The organism is Mangrovibacillus sp. Mu-81 (assembly GCF_036867415.1).
In the GTDB taxonomy this organism is placed as follows: domain Bacteria; phylum Bacillota; class Bacilli; order Bacillales; family Bacillaceae_B; genus Rossellomorea.
The window spans coordinates 402,369-420,425 of sequence record NZ_JBAJHU010000001.1; the positions used below are offsets into that span (position 1 = coordinate 402,369).

Here is an 18,057-nt window from a genome sequence, read left to right on the forward strand (position 1 = left end):
TAAAATGAGTCGTTACATAATCCAAATCGGACTTGGTGTGGGAGTCCTTCTATTTTCGATTTTTGCAACATTGTACGAGGGTTCCGAAATAGTGGATAGGCAATTTGAATGGGAGTATTCAACCCCTTTTTCCGGTGCAGTAGATAAAGAGAGTGATATTTCAAAGTTTGATTACATTGTGTATGCAATCAAGTTTAAGCCTGCCTTTCCGATAGTTATGGCAATCAGCAGTACATATTTATTGGTGGTGGCAGGTTATCTGTTAATGAATCGAAAACGATTCTTCACCTTTTACCTTCCAATTAATGCAGTTCTGCAGTTTATTTTAGGCTGGCTGATGTTTTCTTCTACCACTCAAGGAGCACAAGCTTTGTCTTATATTTTCTTACTTTGTGGGGCTCTATTTGTGGTCGGTGCTTTAATGTATCAGTTTGCTCCTTTTAACCTTGGTATAGGGTTGAAAAAAAGGTAGTTGAAATGCGTCATGGTTACAGGTACAGGTATGAAATGAAAGTTGAGGATATTAGCCGGTCTGCCTGTTATTCTTATCGGAGGTATTATGTTTGGTTTAACAGTTGATGACTTCCACTTTATAGGGAACACAGTCATTAAGTTAACAGGGATCGGGTTATGTTTAATTGGGGTCTTTGTTTCTAGAAGAATAGGGTCGTAAAGACAGTAGAAAGCCCCCTGACATTTGTCCGGGGGCTTTCTGGTTTCAATTCTATTGCTCGGATTCAAAATAATTAATCTAAGGACGTTCCAGCACTGCCGCGAGCATCCTATGGACAACTTCATGGTCTCGAGGATCGTGAAGGTGGTATTCACCTCCGGGCAAAGTGTACCATTCTTCGGCACCTGCATACGTGATGGCGAGCGCGAGCGTACCGTCGTCAGTACAAGAGGTGAAAAGTTCAAGCTCGCCGCTGATCACACCGGCCTCAGATGTCATGACGCCGTGGGTTGCAGTAAAGGTTGTCGACTTCTTTTCCATACGAGTGCCTCCCTTCTCATGCAGGATGTTTCTCATTAAGTACCACTAGTGCAATGTAAGCAAACACATCAGTAGTAACAGGAGTTGAGCATACTCTGAAGAGCGGACTTTTCTGATGCCTGCAGACTTAGATCCCAGCTGTACTTCGTATTGATCCACCATTTCGCATATCCACAGCGGGCACCTGAACGAGGCGGCTGCCAGGTTGATGGATCCTGGTCCCCTTTTGAACGGTTGGAGCTTGCGGTCACGGCGATCAAATGCGGGCCGCTGAGATCGTTGGCGAAGTCCTCGCGTTTATCTGTCGACCAGCTGCCGGCACCTGAACGCCATGCTTCCGCGAGCGGAACGATGTGGTCAATGTCGAGGTCGGAAGGCGAATACACAATGACGCCGTCAAAATAACTGTACCACTTGCCGGAAGTGACAGGGCAGTCACCGCTGTAGTAATCAGCGTCACGCTGCAGGACGAGTTGGCGGGTGTCACAGCCATTTCCCTGGCCGATCCAGTGAGGGAATTTGTCCCGCGAATAGCCGGTCATGGAGCTTTCGGTCTTGACGGTCAACGAGTCCAACTGAGATTGTGCGGCGGATTTAGAAGGTGTGCCCGGCGGAATAGCCGAGGCGGTTGGCAGGTCAAAATCAAAAGCGGCAAACGACAGGATCAGGGCAAATACTAAGGACAATGATTTTTTCAGCATGGAATGCCTCCTATATGTAATTTTTTTATACTAACATCTGTTTAAGATGTTAATAGAAAGATCGCAGAAGTGGCGAAGAGGGGACCAGCCAGTACAAGGAAAGTAATCGGTAGGATATGTATTATAAGAGTATTATTCTGTAAAAAATAACGCACCCCTCTATGAGCTATGATAGTATATGTTTTTAACTTTAAATAGTGTGAATATTCATATTTTAATAGGAATTTGAATCGATTTTACTAAAATGAAGAAATCAATGAGTACATATCGATTCATTTCCTATGATTAAAAAGGGTATCTTCCCTAGATCACTTCCTCTTTTAAATAAAAACCCCAATTCCCTCCCGTACTTTTAGTAGTTTTCAAGTATGTATCCCTCCCAAAAAAAGAAATTCAGACAGTATCCATCTGTATGCCTATGTCAAAAGACCTTATGGAAACACCATTTGTCAATACGATTCAGGGGGCTATACAATACAGTTATCAACCTCAATGTACCTCATCGTATGTCATCTTCAGAACACTTCAAGTGACCGCATTTAATCAAAGGGGGGAGTAAAAGTACTCGCAGAACTGTCAAACCGTTATTTCAATTTCCATCATGATGTACATAAGCTATGAATCTACCAGAATGATATGGCAAAGGAGAATGGGAATGAAGAATGTAACAAAGAAATTATTATTGGCTGGATCGATTGCAGCACTCACTCTGTCGGGAGCGATCCCTCAGGCAAGTGCATTGGTGGATGCGGATGCATCGACACAGCAGGGGGTTACAGTGAACGGAAATATAGCGGGTGATCACGTCATCACTCTCATCACGGGAGATAAGGTAAATGTGACGACGTTGGATAATGGGAAATTTGCCATTAATGTAGAAACAGTTCATCACAATGCGGAGGGTGTCCGGGTCATGACGATCGGGGAAGAGACCTTTGTATTCCCCGGCACAGCGATGCCTTATCTGGCTGCAGGAAAACTGGACATGGATTTGTTCAATATTTCTAAACTGATCGAATATGGTTACGATGACAAAAGTCTCTCTGCTCTTCCGGTGATAGTAGAATACGAGGAAACAAAGGCTAAGAGTTATTCTGCTATACCGGCTCCCAAAGGGGCGAAAAAGGTAAGGGAATTGGAAAGCATCAACGGAGTTGCGCTGTCTGCAGAGAAAAAAGAGTCAGAATCCTTCTGGAAGGATGTCACTGTTGAAGCGAAGAGCAGCAAACAGGAAAAGGCATCGCTTTTTGAGCAAGGGATAGAAAAGATTTGGTTGGATGGCCGCGTGGAGGCTTCCCTTGATCAGAGTGTGCCGCAGATTGAAGCTGATACGGCGTGGGAAGCAGGCTATACAGGGAAGGATGTAAAGGTGGCAGTCCTGGATACAGGGATCGACGCGGAGCACCCTGATATTCAGGGGCAATTGAATGAAGCTGTAAGTTTCGTGCCTGGAGAGGATGTGAAGGATGTCAATGGACATGGGACCCATGTTGCCTCCACGGTTCTCGGCACGGGAACAGGGGATGGGAAGCATAAAGGTGTGGCCCCGGATGCCCGTTTGTTAGTAGGAAAGGTCTTGAGTGATGAAGGATATGGCCAGGATTCCTGGATCATCGACGGAATGGAATGGGCTTCGGATCAAGCCAAGGTCGTCAACATGAGTCTTGGCAGCAGCGAACCGAGTGACGGGACAGACCCGATGGCACAGGCGGTCAATTCTTTGACAGAAGAGAACGGGACGCTGTTTGTCATTGCAGCCGGTAACAACGGTGCGGAAGGATCGATCGGTTCACCGGGTGCGGCTGATGCGGCATTGACTGTCGGAGCAGTTGACAAGTCGGACAAGCTTGCCTATTTTTCTTCAATGGGACCTCGCTTTGGGGATAAAGCGCTAAAGCCTGATTTATCCGCTCCTGGAGTCGGGATCGTGGCAGCCCGTTCACAGTACTCTTCCGGAAGCGGGGATTATAAAAGCCTCGATGGAACGTCGATGGCGACTCCGCATGTCGCTGGAGCAGCGGCAATTGTAGCCCAAAAGCATCCTGAATGGTCCGGGGATGAAATCAAGGAAGCTCTCATGAACACAACCCACCAGCTTGATGCTTATCAGCCATATCAGGTGGGAACGGGGCGAGTGGATGTTGCAGCAGCTTTAGAAACAAAGATAAGAGCGACAGGCTCCATTTCCTTTGGTTTCTACCAGTGGCCGCACGGCGACGAAGACCCTGTCGAGAAGGTTGTGACGTATTCAAATGATGGGGATGAAGACATTTCTCTGAATCTGTCAGCATCTTTTTCAAACGCAGATGGAAAGGATGCACCTGATGGACTTCTCAGCCTGTCTGAATCAACCATCACTGTACCCGCCGGGGGGACGGCTGACGTAAAAGTCACCCTCGATTCCGACGTTAGTGAAACAGGTTCCCGCTATCAAGGGTATTTGACCGCAGCATCAGAAGGTAAAGAAGTAGTGAGAACAACGATGGCAATGGTGAAAGAAGAAGAACGTTATCCACTGACGTTAAAAGCGACGGACCGTGACGGTTCCCCGGGACTAGCTTATACGGTCATATTCAGCGAGGACATGGAGCCGCAGGTATTTGCAGTAGATGGTACTTTGGAACTTCGCCTTCCTCCTGCCACTTATTCGGCGATGTCACTGATGGACGTGGATGTAGACACCGATCATGCAGGTGCTGCACTGGTCGGTGATCCGGAAGTGAAACTGAACAAGCCGAGAACAGTGGAGCTGGATGCTAGCAAGGCAAAAGAAATCAAGGTGGACGTCCCGAAAAAATCGGAAGAAAACTATCGCCGGCTTGAGTATCACCGCACACTCGGGGATATGCCGATGACAAGCTTGTACCTGATGCCGGTGTGGATTGATAAGCTGTACGCGGTTCCTACAAAAGAAGTGAAGGAAGGCTACTTTGAGCAGCTGACCCGCTGGCGCCTGACCAAGCCGCTTCTGACAATCAATTTTAAAGGAAAAGAACTGGACGATATCCCATTTGCAGGCAGTACCTTGCTGGATGGGAAATACAACCTGTCGACTGTATATGCAGGAAAGGGAACCCCTGCCGACTATGACCGCCTGAAGGCGAAAGGGAAAGCAGTCGTAGTGGACCGGATTGGTGATATCAGCGTTTCTGAACAGGCAACGGCTGCTGCTGAGGCAGGAGCGAAATTATTGATCATTGCAAACCACGAAGATAAAGAGTTCAGCGAATACGCCGGCACACCGGATTATAAGGATAATCCTCTGGCAGTCGCAGGCATTAGTAAAAAAGAAGGGGATAAACTCATCAAGGCTGTCCGCTCTGGAAACATCAAGCTGAAAGTCGAAGGGGAAACAAATTCTCCCTATGTGTATGACCTCATGGATGTCCATGAAGGATCGATTCCGAAGAAATTGACGTATGCACCAAAGAGGAAAGATCTGGCGGTCATTGAGAGCCGTTATAATTCCCACGTTGAAACGGATGGAAGCGAATTCCGTTATGACCTGCGTCCACACACATTTGGCGCAGTCGGCTTCCCTCAGAGAATTTCCTTCCCGAATGCGAGGACGGAATATGTGTCTGCTGAAGAAGGTACAAATTGGTATCATCAGGCGTCAGTTTTAGATGCAACATGGGAAGTGCGTCAACCGTTGAAGTCTTACAACGGAGGGGATAAATTGACGGAAAACTGGTTCTCCCCTGTCGTGAGACCAGCACTTGGAGATGGATACTGGGTACCGGAACGCCAGGGAAATTCCCTCATGATCAATGTGCCTGCATGGGCTGACGGCGGAACAGGTAATACCGGCGGAACAGATTACAATGTATCCGTAGAAAACCAGACAACCAAGCTTTATCAGGGGGACAGGTTGGTGAAAGAAGGGAACGGCCAGGCGATCTATGCATTTGATGTTGCACCTGCCGAACGCACGAAGTTCCGGTTTGTAACCGATGCAGAGCGGGATGAGCAGCGCTGGAATACGTCCACCCGCACACATACGGAATGGACCTTCTGGACAGAAGAGCTCCCAGAGGAACAATGGAGAGCCAACCTTCCATTTCTGACGCTCGATTACAAAGTCGATACAGATGTCAACGGCAATGCGCTCTCCAACCGTCCGACTGAATTGGAACTGTCTGTAGGAAAACTGAAAGATGCTATTGGGTATGGCGAGATCGAAGGAACTACGTTGGAAGTCTCCTTTAACGAAGGGAAGAAGTGGAAGAAAGTGAAGCTTTCCGGTGAAGGTGACCGCTTCAAGGCAATCATCGATAACCCGAAAAATGCAACATCCGTTTCACTCAGGGCAAGCGCCTGGGATGATAAAGGGAATAAGATCTCTCAGGAAATCATCAAAGCGTATGGATTGAGATAACTGTTAAGAAAAAAGATGCCATTCACTGGCATCTTTTTTCCATTCAAACAAACTGGTTTTTCCTTGGAATCTTCCTGAGTATATGACCGGCATATTGGTTGGCTTTGTCCAGATCCTCCTTCTCCATAAAATAATCGAATAATTTAACCGCATAATATTCGGTGGTCAAACCATATCCCATCTTTTCGAAATATGGGAATGCATCTGTCTCCAGATATTGATAATATTGCTCTTCTTCTCCGAGGATAGAGTAGCGGTGCATCGTAAACAAATAATGAAAAATGGAATCGGTGCTGTTGTTGATGATGTTCAAGCCTTCTTCCATGAGGTTAAGCAGTGTAGGCAGAGTTGCATTTCCTTCCTTGGTCAAAGCATTGAGGTAGCCTTCCAGTGAGCCAAGATATTGAGGGTCGGAGGGATCTCTTGCATCCATCGCCTTTTTATAATAATCGCTTGCTTCCCGGAAGCGCCCATACTGCAAATGGAGATAGCCAAGATTATGATAAAGGATGGTCCGCTGGCGGTGCAGTCCGAAATCCGAGGTCATGTCAATCAACCGTTCATATTCACTGATTAAAAAAGGGAGATCCTCAGATTGCTCCAATTGAATCAGCATCAGCATTTCCGTATCAATCATCCTTGAAAAGCTGCGCGTCTTCGTAAAAAAATCCAATGCCTTACTGGCATTATAAAAGGCGAGAACACTGGAATTTAAGTAACTGTATGTAAGAGCCAGGTCGTAGTAGTATTCCTGATTGGCATAATGTTCAAGTTTGATTTTCTTTAAATAAGAAAGCGCTTTGGAAAAATTACTTTTTACACTGCCGAAATAGATCCCCTTGATGTGAAGCACCATATTTTCCTCATACTTGGTCAAATCCGTCCAGAAACCCATCTCCTCGATTAGATTTTCCGCATGCTTTACATCTGAAACGGACAAATAATATCTTGTGAGCACGAGCGTATATGTACGATAAAAATCCGGGATGTGCAAAAGTTGGATTCTCTCCAGCTGCTGTTTGATATCCTCCGCCTTTTTCTGCTGCTTCTTAATAATGGTCTCCTGCCAATCCATCAGCAGTGTCTCTACCCTTTTATATTGAATGACTTCTTCATCCAGGTGGATCTCAAGCCGTTCCGCCAACAAGATGATAGTCTCCCTCGATACCTCTGTCAGCCCCCGCTCAATCTTACTGATATGGGTACTCGAACAAATCCCGTCACCTAACTCCTTTTGTTTCATATTGCGGTATTCCCGGTAAAATTTGATGATTTTCCCCTCTAGCATGCTGTCATCCCCTATTTCGTATTAGCCCATTTTTCTTATCATATCATGATTTTGCTGCATGGACAGAGACCTTCTCACTGGCATTCCCGTCATGAAACTTCATGAAGGTTAAAGAGAAGTTGGGACTGGATGATTTCAATTGGGATCCCTAAAAGAATTAACCTGGAACAAATCATAAAGGAGTTAAAAAAGGTTAAAGGAAAGAATTTCAGGAAAGAAACAACCATCTATTCCATAAAAAGCGCGAGAACTTAACATCAGGCTTTCTTGTTAATAAAAACATTGTAAGATGTGTTTGTTTTTGGAATAATTGGAATATAGTAAATATTATTCTTCTGCATAAAGAATAAATATAAATATGGGGAAAAAATATCATAATTCGAATAGAGGTATATCCATGTTTTTTCTACAAATGTCAGGGTTCCCGGGTTCGGGCAAGTCTACCCTTTCCCGTGAAATCGCAAAGAGAACCGGGGCCATTATAATTGATCACGATGTAACAAAGACTGCATTAATGGAGACTCCAGAGGGAGCAGAAATGGATGGAAAGACTTCGGGGAGCATTTCCTATCAGATCGACTGGTCGATCATCGAATCTATACTATCCCAGGAGCGAAGCGTTATTTTTGACAGCCCCTGTTTGTATCAACAGATGATAAAAAAAGGAACTGACCTGGCAAAGAAGTATCATGCAGCATATAAGTATGTGGAGTGTTACCTCGATGATTTTAACGAAATAAATAATCGATTGAAAAAGAGGGAAAGCAAGATAAGCCAAATAAAAGAGGTTCAATCTTTGGAAGATTTTAAGAGAACTCTTGAAACTAGTAAAAAACCGGAGGGCCATCGATATTTGGTGGTGGATACCAGTGCGTATCTGGAAACTTATTTAGATGAGGTATGGGATTATTTGTTGGAGTAAGGAAGCGATCACGAAGTACATAAGGACCGTCCGGAACTCATCATGGAGTGTTTGCAAAAATATAAATGAAAGTTTTATTTGATTGCGATTGTAGAATAGGTCACATTATTAATATAAACGGCCTTAAACAAAGAACAAATAGAGAATTTGTATCATTACACCCGTGCTTTATTTCAGTTATTCTGTTTTAGTAGCCCGAAAAGCTTCTATATGTAAAGGATGAAGGTTTCTATTAGGGGTATTACTGGCTAGGGAATTATCTTATTATCAAAAACGGCCAACTTATTATCAAAAATCAGAATATATTATCAAAAACCATCGATTTATTATCAAAAATAGAAATATATTATCAAATCGACAAAATCAATGATCATAATACCCGTTCGTGTATCGGTGGGTATTGTACAGAGTTTCAGGAAATTGGGACTTAGCGGCGGGGGTACTATGATTGGAACTGAAAGATTTACAACGCCTTGGGAACGGATCAGTCTGGGTTCGCTATCGTGTGAAAAATGAAGTTAAGTGATCTAATAGAATAAAGGAGTGCTGTAGATGATAAATTACAATGGACGCACATTCGTATCAACTGAAAACACGGCTAATGGTGAAGTTTCTTCAAAGACATTTTTTGAATATAAACAAGAAGGTAATATCCTTACAGCGGCTTATAGCGGCGGGGAAATCGTGAAAGGAACTCTGATCGGCATCGTGAAAGAAGATGGCTGTTTAACGTTTAGATACAACCATGTAAATATTCAGAACGAGATACGGGGTGGTCAATGCACCTCTACTCCCGAATTGCTGCAAGATGGAAGAATACGTCTCTATGAAAATTGGAAATGGCTGGACCGTGATCAAAGCGAAGGGGAGTCGATTGTGGAGGAAGTGATCTAACAAATCATCACTCATGTCCAAGCGGCTGAAGAAAATAGCAGGTCAGGATCATTCTTAACACACTGATGCACTTGCTCAATCACAAAGGGGACATTCAAGAAGAGTGTTCCCTTTGGGATACGAAAAAGTTGGATAGGACGAACTAAGGATGCGTTAATGAAGATTGTAAGTCCCGAGAATTTCAACGTTTACTTCAGGTTTGAACTCCACTTGTTGATACTCATGCTTCCATGTTTCTGGATTCCAGCTTTCAGGATATTTTGTTGATAATTCTTTAGCGATCCCTAAAGCGTCACTATTGGCTTCTACTAATATTTTGGTTAACTCCTTCACTTTCCTGGTGAGTTCTTTTGAAGATAGTTTATTTAAATGTTTGATGTTCATCGGAGATTCTCCGTCATAGTAGCTTAAGATTCTTGCTTGTAAGTCAGCCTTGATATGGCATGTCACTTTACCATTTTCTTTCACAACATCTGTTTTAATCTTACTATTCTCGATAGCAAGGGTGAGGGCCTGACTTAGTTCTGCTGATTCTATAATAACTTTTGTCCTGCTTTTGTTATCACCTCTTAGGGTTAAAAGTAATGCAGTTTGACCGATTGTTAAAGTCTTACCGGTGAATTTATCACTTTTGAATAAGGCCGACCCTGCCAAGCGCAGGTTGTTTTGGTTATCTTTTTTAATGAAGGGAAGAATGACATCAATCGAATTATCTGTTATTTTGTTCCATACCGTAAAAGTGGTTTCTGTAGGTATGTAGGACTCTTTTGCACCGCCCAGAAGCAGATTATCCACTTCAAACACAATCGGACTTTCATTTTGTTTTAAGGATAATATATCATTGCCCTTTCCCTCACATATGATGATACGTGAAGATATATATCCTCTGGTGGAACGGATGATCGGTTCTAATAAGGAATTGATGCCTTTGGTTTTGGCCATTTCTTCCCCCACAATGATGATAAATGCTTTTCCTGCGTTCATCCTCCCGGAAACTTTATTTTGCAGATCCATTTCAAGCTGACCTACCGTTTCATTTTCGGAAAAGTAAAATTCATCTTGAACCTCGAATTTGCCTCCTCCAGCGCTGCGGACATTAATCGCACGGACTGTGCCCAGAATTTTATCGGGTTCTTCAGCAGTGTCAAAACTGATGCCGTTGACAAGTCTGGTGTCTTTTAGCTGGTTTTGATCCCAGCAGCCTGCCATAAGAAATGAAGAAAAGAATATAAACAAAATTTTTCTCATTAGGAATCCCCCCGCTTTTTAAATAAATAGGTTAACAATAGCAGCATGCAAGGAAGAGCAAATACAACTCCATAACTTAAGTATTCCACATAGTCGGCATATAGCTTTAGAGAAGCGGGATCTTTCTTTGCAATCGTAAAAAGTGTAAAAACCACTAGACTATTCGCAACAATCAGCTTAGAAGGCTTGCCTTTGATAAAAGTCAGGCTCTTACTTGCCAAATATAAGTAAATGATAATTGAAGCGGTCAGCGGAACAATCCAAATCGAGATAAACAGTAAATCGAGACGGTCCACCATTTGAAAATGAAGCGGGCGGAGAAAGTAAATTACCGGATAATGAATTTGTTTCAACGCGGGTTCGCTGAAAATCATGATGCAAAGGATAACAAAGTATGCAGTCAACCCCGTTACAAAGACATTAGCCCAAGAAATGACTTTCAGGAAGGTGGATCCCTTTTTGGCAGCCAGCGGGTATAAGAACAGGATCACTTCAAAACCTAAAATCGTTAAGAGACTATCAAGGCTCCCGTTAAGTATTTCTCTTATTCCGCTGGTTCCAACTGGAAGAACATGATGTAAGTCCATAGGCAGAAGAAATGAAAAAAAAGAGATTCCAAATAAGAATAGGAAAAGAACGGATATAAGTCCAAAGAACCTTGCAATGATTCTAATGTCACTGACCGCCAGATATGTACAGGTCAAAATCATCAGCAGACCTATTACCCAATAGGGAGTGTTAATCAAGAGATGTTCTTTGATAATGGATGTAAACTGCAGCAATACAAAGGATGCAGTAGTGATAAAGTAAATGAAAACGATACTGTTTATAAAGCTGCCAAGATATTTTCCCAGTATGGATATTATGATCTCAGTATAGGTCAAACGTGGAAATTTCCTCAATAATAGCCATATAACGACTAAGAATATCTGAATGAATATTCCTGCGATAATAACTGATATCCAGCCGTCTCCTTTACTTGTACTTTGCAAGGTGTTTGGTAGTGAAAGAATACCAAATCCGACTTGGGTTTGTATAATGAGAAAGAAAATCTGTAAGTTTGTTAGGGATCCTGCCTTTGACATAGACGATTCCACACTTTCCTGTCTGGCTTACTAGGATTGTTTTAATGAGTTATTTTTCTTTTTGGTTTTTATAAATGAATCTTTTATACCCTTGATGTGTAATGGAGCTACAGGTTCCAGATAGGGTTTTCCGAAAGACTCTAACTTGCAAAGATGAATCAATAAGACTGTTAGAGCAAGAACAATTCCTAAGAATCCAAAAAAGTTTGCAGCCAGAATGATCGGGAAAGCCATTATCCTGGCACCAGTTCCCATATGATTGACAGGTGCTACAAAAGAGGCAATAGCAGTAAGGGCAATGACAACAATCATCGTGTTGGAGACGAAACCTGCTTCCACTACTGCAGTACCAATGACAAGACCGCCGACAATTCCTATCGTTTGCGCAATAGGAGAAGGCAGACGGATGGCAGCCTCTTTCAGGAGTTCAAGTACAAGCTGCATGGCGATCGCTTCAAAGAAAGGGGGCAGCGGAATATATTCAATCTGCACTCTGATTGCATAAAGAATTCCCAGGGGCAGCACTTCTGAATGGAAAGAAACCACGGCAATATAAATAGCAGGCAGGCTGATTGCCATTAAAAAACTGAACATACGGATGAGCCTGAAGAAGGAACCTATTATCCAACGGCTGTTATAGTCATCAGGAGTCTGATAAAAGCTGAAGAATGTAATGGGTGATACCAGAACATGCGGAGTTCCATCCACCATCACAACTGACTTTCCTTCTAATAAATAGGATGCTGCCCTGTCCGGTCTTTCTGTCGACAACATTTGAGGAAATAAAGAATAACTATTGTCTTCAATTAATTCTTCAAGTTCCCCGGATGATTGCATTTCTTTTACATCCACCGCCTCTATCCTTTTTAATAAGACATCTAACGGCCCCCGGTCTACAAGATCATCAATATAGAGTAAAGATACTTTGGTATTTGTTGTGGATCCCAGGGAAAACGTCTTTACCTGGAGAGAGGGATTTTTCACTCTTCTTCTGATCAAAAAGATGTTTTTATTGATATTCTCTGAAAATCCATCATGGGCGCCTTTAATGATGTGTTCATTTTCCGGTTCCTGAATGGCTCTTTCCTCACCAGCAGCTACCGGCAGCAATAGTACAGTATTATCTCCTTCCGCAAACAATGCGCAACTACCCTCCAAAAGGTTTTTTACTGTAACTTCCAACTCCGTTGACCTTACATATTCGGCATTTTTCACGATCATTTCCGGCACTGTTTCAGTTTTACACTCCAATAAAGGTTCAATAATATTTCTTTCAATCACTTTTTTATCCACTAGGGAATCTATATAAATAAGTTTGCAAGACGTCTTATTTAATAAAAGACTTCTATCTTTCAGGTCCGCTGTTTCATGAAAGGCAGACTTCACCATTTCAACGTTTTCTTCCATGGTTTTGGATAGTTTTATTGTAGAATTGATCATGTAAACACCTGCTGTTAAATGGATGGTTTTCTTTAGTCTTTGTTTATTAAATCAAAAATATGTTGGACAAGTGCTCAAGATCGCCCTCTTTAATTTTTCGAATTATCAGGACGATGAAAATTCCGCAACAGGACTGGGATTTTATTAATTGGATAGTTTTAAATATTTTTAATGGAGGACAACCTTCCATCCAAACATGTAATATTGTCAATAAGTTCACTTCATTAGGAAGAAGGTTCGCTGTTTATGAGAGGTGAATTCTTTCTATATAAAAAGGATGTTGTGGCTTGAAGATTGTGCTAAAGAGTATTTATGATGGTAAAAGAGCTTCATAACCATCGTCGGCGAATTTTGAAAGATTCTTTCAATGGAAGGGATTCGGGATGTGAATCTGGAATTAACAAATAGATGAATTAATAAATGAGGAGGGTACTGACATGACAAATAAAATCAGCGATAAAAAATTGTCACAGGAACAAAGTGAAGAATTACTCAACATATTGAAAGTGCGGTTCGAGAAACACATGAACCGCCATGAAAATCTTGATTGGGCTATGGTCAAGGCAAATCTGGATAGAAGTCCTGAAAAACTGTGGTCGCTCAATGAGATGGAAAGAACCGGCGGCGAGCCGGATGTTATTGGATATGACAAGAAAAAGGACGAATACATGTTTTGTGATTGTTCAGCGGAAAGTCCCAAAGGCCGCAGAAGTGTTTGTTACGACCGCGAGGCCCTGGAGTCAAGAAAGAAACATAAACCAGAGAACAGCGCCATGGATTTGGCCGCTTCCATGGGCATCGAATTATTAACGGAGGAACAATACCGGCAGCTGCAGAAACTTGAACCATTCGATAAGAAAACGTCTAGCTGGGTACAGACACCACCTGACATCAGGGAACTTGGCGGAGCACTTTTTTGCGATTACCGCTTCGGCAACGTCTTTGTGTATCATAATGGAGCAGACTCCTACTATGCTGCCAGGGGGTTCCGCGGATCGCTGATGGTCTAAAGAACAATCTGAATCGTTAATCTATATAAAGCTTGAAACTCAGTTCATCACGGGCTGAGTTTTATTTGTGAAAATAGTTCTGGAAGCGTTGAGATTTACATTAATCCTATTTCTTTATGAATCTACTGCTGGTAAAATAAGGTTAATGATACCGGTAAGCCATGCTGCTGCCGGGTAATGCCGGGGGCTGGGCCGGTCAGAGTCGTGGTCATTATGTTTGGGCTGATTCGTCCATCAGACTTATGGATATTCACTTTTATGGGGGGCTTTTTTTGAGCATTTCGGTTTATAAAACAAACTCCCTGATCCCGGCTGTAAATGAATCATTAAAGGAAATCGAAGGGTAAAAGAAGAAATACCATATTAATGATCAAAGGGGAGAGCCAGTTTGGAATGTAAAAAAATCACTAAACAGTTTAGTTTTGTAGGCATAAAAAGCAATGGAGCTTTTGCGGCTTTCGGCACAGAGGTACCAAAAGCTGCCCGGCAATTTATGGCGCGGGCAGATGAAATTGCGCAACATGCGGGTACTGAAATCGCTATCTTCGAACCTAAGAAAGATGAACTTCATCTGGATGGCAGCTATTATGTAGGGCTGATCGTAAATGAAGTTCCAACAGACCTGCCAAGCGGGATGGATTTTATTGAATTAAGCCAGGAGTATGTGACAGTCAGGGGAGACATCAATCAGATCGGCAGGCTGCATAGCGGTCTAATGAAGTGGGCGGGGGAGCAGGGTTACAGACGAAACCCGGACGCTTATATAGTTGAGACCTATCATCCGTTGGGAAATGGGCATGAAGAAGTTGAGGTTTATTTGCCTGTTTATGCTTGATGTTTACAATGGCATGCCGTTCCGCTAATGAGCAGCTCTATATTAAGGGGGCGTGTCCAATGACAATGAAAGTAAAGGGTTGTCATTATCATTTGAGCGTAACTTTGAACTGAGAACATAAGAACTACATAACCTATTCGGTACTTCTAAACATAAAACGAATATTTTAATTGAGAGACAGGGGCCTTGTGGTTCCCTTTTTTGGAAAAAAAGAGAGCCAAGGGACCTGTTCACATGGCTCGTGGAGGTGCTGCGATGCTTGATATAAAAAAAGAGCGAACATTCGAAACGATCAAACCGATCACAAAGGGGTGGTCGAGTGACAAGAAATATTATATTGAAACGGTGACGGGCGAGAAGTTGCTGCTTCGCACGGCCGATCGTTCGGAGTATGAGAGGAAGAAGAGCGAGTTTGAGGTGTTGAAGCAGTTGGCCGGAACGGGGCTTCCCATTTCGCAGCCGAGGGATTTTGGTTTGTGTGACAACGGCAGCAGTGTGTATTCACTTTTTACATGGTGTGAGGGGGAAGACGCCGAGGTTGTTTTACCTAAGTTGACCGATACCGAGCAGTATGAATTGGGGCTTGCATCAGGGAGGGTTCTGCAGGAAATCCACTGTATTCCTGCACCGGCCGGTCAAAAGGATTGGGAAACGAAATTCAGCAGGAAAGCAGACAACAAAATCAAACAGTACAAGGACTGCCCCATCAAAATAGAAGACGGTGACCGCATCATTGCCTATATTGAGGCGAACAGGCATCTTCTGCGGGGAAGACCGCAAACGTTTCATCACGGTGATTATCATGTAGGGAATATGGTCATTTCGAAGGGAAAGAAACTCTCCGTCATCGATTTCAACCGTCATGATTTCGGTGATCCGTGGGAAGAATTCAACCGCATTGTGTGGAGTGCTTCGGTCAGTCCGCATTTTGCCACTGGCCAGCTCAACGGATATTTTAACGGCAGGCCGCCGGAAGAGTTCTTCAAACTTATGGCGTTTTACATAAGCAGCAATATGCTGTCATCCGTCCCTTGGGCAATCTCTTTCGGAATGGAAGAGGTCAATGTCATGATCAATCAGGCAAAGGAAGTGATGCGCTGGTTTGACGGCATGAATAACCCTGTACCAAGCTGGTATTTGGAGGACTTTTATATTCAATACATCAATCAGATTCCGTACAAATTAAAGTCCCCTTTCGATTTTTCGTTCATCGAACAGTATGGAGAAGTCTTCAAAGTATATGACGATCAGGACTCTGGAAACATCTGTTTCGGGGTAAAGGATGGGGATGAGAGATATTTCATCAAATTTGCCGGTGCACCGACAGCCCGGTATGAAGGCAAACCTGAAGATGCAATTGCAGGACTGAAAGCCGGGACTCGGGTTTATCATGATTTGGAGCACCCTCATTTGATCCGGCTGATTCGAACGGAAGAAACCGGCGGAGGATTTGCCGCCATTTTTGAATGGACAGACGGGGTATGCATGGGGAAAATGTATCCTCTGTCCAGGGAGGAATTTTTACAAATGCCCGACAGCACTAGGCTCGATGTGTTCAGTGATATCCTTGATTTCCACATTCATGTGAAGGAGCAGGGATATGTGGCCATCGATTTTTACGACGGCAGCATCCTATATGATTTTCAAAAAGAAAAGACTCTGATATGCGATATCGACATTTATTCCAAACGGCCATATACCAATGAAATGGGCCGGATGTGGGGATCATCACGCTTTATGTCACCGGAGGAATTCGAGTACGGTGCAGCAATCGATGAAATCACCAATGTCTATCTCATGGGAGCTACCGCCTTCGCCCTGTTCGGCGGGGAAACAGACCGTTCCATCAATAAATGGCGATTGAGCGAGGAGCTATACAATGTGGCCATGAAAGCAGTCAGCGATGATCGGAAGAAGCGTCACCAATCGCTGGCAGAATTCAAGAAAGAGTGGGACATGGGGTCAGGTTCGTTGTCCCGGTTTTCTGAATGAAGATCTTCCTGTCCCCGCCAGTTTTAAAGAGTAAGAGGAAGGCGATTAATATGAATAAGGTGATTTTAGTAATGTGTATTTTTGTGGGCATGATGATCATGGCAGCCTGCCAATCCGGGCGATCAGAAAAAATGGTCCTTCTGGACGAGAAGATTTCAAAAGTAGAGATTTCGGAATCGGATGGATTGGGAGGGATGAATGAAGAGTTCCTGTGGTCTTATCAGGACAAAGACGCCCTTTCTGTTTTTGAAGAGGCCATCACATCCGCACGCAAACAACCGGGCAAAGTTGATCTTACAAAGCCTGACTTTGACTTGATGGTCCAGTATGAATCGGATGATGAACACCTGGCTACTCGAGGCCTTCATTTATGGCTGGGTGATGAAGGCGACATCAGTACTTTCGTTTATATCGGTGATGATACCGTTTATCATACACCCCCTGAAGTTACAAAGAAATTGAGGGGAATGATTCTTTCGGAGGGGTGAATGAGGTGGAATTATCCAATGGAAGCGGGACACGGTACCTGTCCCCATGTCCCAAAATAGAAGGAGGTAAAGTGAGTTGGAACGTGCCAATCAAGTAACTTGTGAGAAAAGATCCTATTCTAAAGAGTTCCGCTCCCATCAGCATGAGTATGGTCAGTTTCTGTTTCCGTTACAGGGCTCGCTGGATATCCAAACGGAGTGGCAGGAACTTCATCTTGATCCGGGTCACTGTTTTTACCTGCCTCCAGCGTTTGATCATCAGTACCGATCGATAGACCGGAATGAATTTTTGATTTTAGATATCCCCCTGCTCTATTTACCGGGTGATACGAACAGCATGTATATGCAGCTTGATGAACAGTGGGCTTCTATCAGATTCTTGCTGCTGGAGGAGGCGAAGAGTACGGAGAACGAAACGTCGCTAATGAGTTTGGCCAGATATGTGGCGACCAAGCTCCAGCAATCTCACTCCCCGTCTGTCGACTATATTCATAACCACTTCAAGGAGCCGATCAGGTTAGAGACATTGGCGGAAATGGAACATTATCATCCAGCCTATTATTCGGCGTGGTTCAAGAAAAAACACGGCAAGAGCCCGAAAGCTTATATTTCGGAATTGCGATTGAGAGAGGCTGAACACCTGCTGCTTTCAACTGAATGGTCGATGTCTGTGATCAGTGAGGAATTGGGCTTTGAAAATTCGTCATCCTTTACCAGATGGTTTGTAAGAAAAGAGGGGATTTCCCCGCAGCAATATAGAATTCTTAAAAAGGGATAAAAGG

15 protein-coding genes and 1 pseudogene are annotated in these 18,057 nt (G+C 43.5%); 10 read left to right on the forward strand and 6 right to left on the reverse strand.

Features of this window, described 5'->3' with window-relative positions:
* The first annotated feature begins 4 nt into the window (after window positions 1-4).
* Window positions 5-472, forward strand: a complete 468-nt coding sequence (locus V6B33_RS02030; protein WP_334216066.1) for a DUF4306 domain-containing protein — start codon at window positions 5-7, stop codon at window positions 470-472.
* 279 nt (window positions 473-751) lie between these two features.
* On the opposite strand, the gene V6B33_RS02035 is transcribed toward V6B33_RS02030, so the two are convergent.
* Both V6B33_RS02035 and V6B33_RS02040 read right to left on the reverse strand, forming a co-directional pair.
* A complete protein-coding gene (locus V6B33_RS02035) occupies window positions 752-994 on the reverse strand; it encodes a hypothetical protein (protein WP_334216067.1) in 243 nt (80 codons plus the stop codon).
* Between the two features lie 68 nt (window positions 995-1,062).
* Window positions 1,063-1,695, reverse strand: a complete 633-nt coding sequence (locus V6B33_RS02040) for an HNH endonuclease family protein (protein ID WP_334216068.1) — start codon at window positions 1,693-1,695, stop codon at window positions 1,063-1,065.
* Window positions 1,696-2,350: 655 nt separating this feature from the next.
* On the opposite strand from V6B33_RS02040, the gene V6B33_RS02045 reads away from it, so the two are divergent.
* The gene (locus tag V6B33_RS02045) at window positions 2,351-6,073 is read left to right on the forward strand and encodes a S8 family peptidase (protein ID WP_334216069.1); all 3,723 of its coding nucleotides are present in this window, start codon (window positions 2,351-2,353) and stop codon (window positions 6,071-6,073) included.
* A 43-nt stretch (window positions 6,074-6,116) separates the two neighbouring features.
* Here V6B33_RS02045 and V6B33_RS02050 read toward each other — a convergent pair whose 3' ends face one another.
* Window positions 6,117-7,361, reverse strand: a complete 1,245-nt coding sequence (locus V6B33_RS02050) for a helix-turn-helix domain-containing protein (RefSeq protein ID WP_334216070.1) — start codon at window positions 7,359-7,361, stop codon at window positions 6,117-6,119.
* A 397-nt stretch (window positions 7,362-7,758) separates the two neighbouring features.
* On the opposite strand from V6B33_RS02050, the gene V6B33_RS02055 reads away from it, so the two are divergent.
* Window positions 7,759-8,283, forward strand: a complete 525-nt coding sequence (locus tag V6B33_RS02055; protein ID WP_334216071.1) for an AAA family ATPase — start codon at window positions 7,759-7,761, stop codon at window positions 8,281-8,283.
* Between the two features lie 552 nt (window positions 8,284-8,835).
* Window positions 8,836-9,177, forward strand: coding sequence for a n-acetylglutamate synthase (locus V6B33_RS02060; RefSeq protein ID WP_334216072.1), 342 nt, complete (start codon window positions 8,836-8,838; stop codon window positions 9,175-9,177).
* Window positions 9,178-9,330: 153 nt separating this feature from the next.
* Here V6B33_RS02060 and V6B33_RS02065 read toward each other — a convergent pair whose 3' ends face one another.
* From V6B33_RS02065 to V6B33_RS02075, 3 genes are read right to left on the reverse strand one after another with little or no spacing between them, the layout of a single operon-like run.
* A complete protein-coding gene (locus V6B33_RS02065; RefSeq protein WP_334216073.1) occupies window positions 9,331-10,425 on the reverse strand; it encodes a Ger(x)C family spore germination protein in 1,095 nt (364 codons plus the stop codon).
* Entirely contained in the window at window positions 10,425-11,510 is a 1,086-nt protein-coding gene (locus V6B33_RS02070) for a GerAB/ArcD/ProY family transporter (protein WP_334216074.1), read from the reverse strand. The genes V6B33_RS02065 and V6B33_RS02070 overlap by 1 nt, the downstream gene beginning before the upstream one ends.
* A 30-nt stretch (window positions 11,511-11,540) precedes the next feature.
* Window positions 11,541-12,950 (reverse strand): spore germination protein, encoded by a 1,410-nt coding sequence (locus V6B33_RS02075; protein WP_334216075.1) that lies wholly within the window; start codon window positions 12,948-12,950, stop codon window positions 11,541-11,543.
* A 437-nt stretch (window positions 12,951-13,387) separates the two neighbouring features.
* On the opposite strand from V6B33_RS02075, the gene V6B33_RS02080 reads away from it, so the two are divergent.
* The 6 genes and pseudogenes from V6B33_RS02080 to V6B33_RS02100 all read left to right on the forward strand — a co-directional run bounded on the left by V6B33_RS02080 (window position 13,388) and on the right by V6B33_RS02100 (window position 18,053).
* A complete protein-coding gene (locus tag V6B33_RS02080) occupies window positions 13,388-13,960 on the forward strand; it encodes a DUF4256 domain-containing protein (protein ID WP_334216076.1) in 573 nt (190 codons plus the stop codon).
* 388 nt (window positions 13,961-14,348) lie between these two features.
* Window positions 14,349-14,795: a GyrI-like domain-containing protein gene (locus V6B33_RS02085; protein WP_334216077.1), complete on the forward strand. Its 447-nt coding sequence runs from the start codon at window positions 14,349-14,351 to the stop codon at window positions 14,793-14,795.
* 255 nt (window positions 14,796-15,050) lie between these two features.
* Window positions 15,051-15,761, forward strand: a pseudogene (locus V6B33_RS22015) (aminoglycoside phosphotransferase family protein); the annotation flags it as partial.
* Window positions 15,762-15,905: 144 nt separating this feature from the next.
* Entirely contained in the window at window positions 15,906-16,787 is an 882-nt protein-coding gene (locus tag V6B33_RS22020; protein WP_442915459.1) for a serine/threonine protein kinase, read from the forward strand.
* A gap of 50 nt (window positions 16,788-16,837) precedes the next feature.
* Window positions 16,838-17,275 carry a hypothetical protein gene (locus V6B33_RS02095; protein WP_334216079.1) on the forward strand — a complete coding sequence of 146 codons (438 nt, stop codon included), beginning with the start codon at window positions 16,838-16,840 and terminating at the stop codon, window positions 17,273-17,275.
* A 76-nt stretch (window positions 17,276-17,351) separates the two neighbouring features.
* Window positions 17,352-18,053, forward strand: a complete 702-nt coding sequence (locus V6B33_RS02100; RefSeq protein ID WP_334216080.1) for a helix-turn-helix transcriptional regulator — start codon at window positions 17,352-17,354, stop codon at window positions 18,051-18,053.
* Window positions 18,054-18,057 lie beyond the last annotated feature (4 nt).